3 protein-coding genes and 1 pseudogene are annotated in these 2331 nt (G+C 35.5%); all 4 read right to left on the bottom strand.

Features of this window, described 5'->3' with window-relative positions; genetic code table 11:
* Positions 1–191: 191 nt before the first annotated feature.
* The gene (gene efp / locus M901_RS12875; protein WP_021278640.1) at positions 192–764 is read right to left on the bottom strand and encodes an elongation factor P; all 573 of its coding nucleotides are present in this window, start codon (positions 762–764) and stop codon (positions 192–194) included.
* A gap of 9 nt (positions 765–773) precedes the next feature.
* Positions 774–1208: a type II 3-dehydroquinate dehydratase gene (locus M901_RS12880; protein WP_034722195.1), complete on the bottom strand. Its 435-nt coding sequence runs from the start codon at positions 1206–1208 to the stop codon at positions 774–776.
* Positions 1205–2083, bottom strand: coding sequence for a lipopolysaccharide assembly protein LapB (locus M901_RS12885; RefSeq protein WP_021278641.1), 879 nt, complete (start codon positions 2081–2083; stop codon positions 1205–1207). Before M901_RS12885 ends, M901_RS12880 begins: the two co-directional genes overlap by 4 nt.
* Before the next feature lies 1 nt (position 2084).
* Positions 2085–2331, bottom strand: a pseudogene (locus M901_RS12890) (type IV pilus secretin PilQ); the annotation flags it as partial.

The raw sequence follows: 2331 nt of genomic DNA on the forward strand, positions 1-2331 counted from the left end.
GAGAGTCTCGATAGCTATTAAAAAATTCGTCAAAGTTATTCTTATCTGTTATCAACCGATCTCCATAAAAGAAGGCATAAGTACTCTATATTATTATAAACTATCGGTGATTTTTAAGACGCGACGGGCATATTTTCCCACAAAAAAAGGGCCTATTAAAGGCCCTATTTTATATAGAAATCTAAGTAAGATTATTTGTTTACTCTCTCTACATATTCTCCAGTTCTTGTGTCAATTTTCAACACTTCACCTTCTTTAATAAATAGAGGAACGTTTACTTGAAGTCCTGTTTCCATAACTGCTTTCTTTAGTCCACCAGAAGCAGTATCTCCCTTAAGTCCTGGGTCTGTTTGAGTCACAGCAAGTTCAACAAAGTTAGGTAGTTCAATCGAAATTGGGTTACCCTTGTAGTAAAGTAGTTCTAATTTAATACCTTCTTGAAGGTAATCTGCAGCATCTCCAACCTGATCAGTTCTTACATGAATAGACTCATAAGACTGCTGATCCATAAAATTGAACCCATCAGTATCTGAATACATGTACTCAACTTCTTTCTCTTCTAGATCTGGTTTCATGACACCAGTTGAAACACCTGACTTGTAAGTTCTTTCAATTACGGCACCAGATTCTAGGTTTTTTAGTTTAACTTTATAAAAAGCAGAACCTTTTCCAGGGTTAGTGAAGTCACACTTGATCATCACATATGGTTTACCATCAACCTCAACTTTTAGGTTCTTTCTAAAATCAGTCGTTTGAAATTCCATAAAAATTCCTTATTTAATTAGCTGGGATAAAATTGCTAATGAATATACCTTGTAACCTATACCTTCTATCACACCAGTTGAGGATTTGGCAGTAATTTTCTTTTGCCTAAACTCTTCCCTTCTATTGGTATTGGAGAGATGTACTTCGATAACAGGACACTTTAAGATGCTCAGTGCATCAAGGATAGCAACACTTGTATGGGAAAACGCTGCTGGATTTATGACAAGACAATCCACATCAGATGAAGCTAACTCGTGGATTTTATTTATAATTTCTTCTTCGCTATTACTTTGAAACCATTCTTGGTCTACTTTGTGCCCAAGCTTAGAGATCGTATCCCTAGTGAATTTCTCAATATCCTTAAGATTCATCGAGCCGTAAATTTCAACTTCTCGTGTACCGAGCATATTTAAATTTGGCCCATTTATTATACAGAATTTCATGAGTTTAATACCGCATCTCTTCTTAGATTAATCTGCTTCATAAAGAGATCGAAGGCCATAGTAACTTGTTCAAGATGATCTTCTTCAGTCTTATTAATTTGACTGGCCCTTCTGTCAAAGGCGGCCATTAAATCTTCATGACCACTACTTCTCTCATCTTCTACTTCTGCTCTAAGCTCTGTTAGACGTGAAATAACTTTTTTATCTGCAGGATTTATTTCAATTGCTTTTTCCAGTAGATCTATCGCCTTATCTTTTGCCCCTTGCTTAAGGTACAAGTCGACAAGAGTGTGACTAAAGACTGGTGCTGTAAGATCGTTACTCTTTTCTGGGATGGTCTCAACTGGCGCCAAAACTTCTTGTTCTTCATTTTTTTCAACCAGACTTAACTGACTCCAGCCTTTAACACCATCATCTAGCTGATCGACATCAAAAGATATTGGTTCTTCAGAACTAATAGGAGAAAGAGCTTTATCTTCAAACTCATTAATATAGTTAATGGCTTCAAGATCTTTTGGAGAAACAAAGAGTATGGCCTTATAAATATTAAGGGCCTCTTCTAGTAAGTTGAGCTTGTCACAAATCTTAGCGAATAATCTCAAAAACTTTAGGTTATCACCACTCGTTTTATAGTAAGGCTTTAAAACATTATAGGCTCTTTGATATTGCTCTAAATCATAAAGACACTGAGCTATTCCAACTTGCCCTAAGCTATACTCTGGATTGTACTTTAAGCCACTTTCGTAAATACTTATGGCCCTATCATACATCCCAAGCTTTCTATATATCTCACCAAGAGGAGCAAAGACCTTTGATGCAGGATCTTCATTTAACTTAGTAGAGTATTTATCAATTAAGTTTGAATAATCTGACATATTAAATACTATTTACTAGCCCCGACTTCTCTTGGTTAACAATCCTTGGTGTAATAAAGATAACCAATTCCTGCTTAGTAGTAGAAGGATTATATGGTGTTCTAAATAACCAACCAATAAGTGGAACATCTTTTAAGAATGGTACTCCTGAGTGAGATTCTCTTTTTTCGTAATTATAAAGTCCACCTAGAACAATTGTTGAACCATTTTCTACAAGAACACTTGTATTGATTGATCTTGTCTGTAGG

It is taken from the genome of Bacteriovorax sp. DB6_IX (assembly GCF_000447775.1).
Lineage (GTDB): Bacteria > Bdellovibrionota > Bacteriovoracia > Bacteriovoracales > Bacteriovoracaceae > Halobacteriovorax_A.

Bases quoted from the DNA above. Each gene is read 5' to 3' on its own strand.
- efp (WP_021278640.1), bottom strand. From the start codon at position 764: ATGGAATTTCAAACGACTGATTTTAGAAAGAACCTAAAAGTTGAGGTT.
- M901_RS12880 (WP_034722195.1), bottom strand. From the start codon at position 1,208: ATGAAATTCTGTATAATAAATGGGCCAAATTTAAATATGCTCGGTACA.
- M901_RS12885 (WP_021278641.1), bottom strand. From the start codon at position 2,083: ATGTCAGATTATTCAAACTTAATTGATAAATACTCTACTAAGTTAAAT.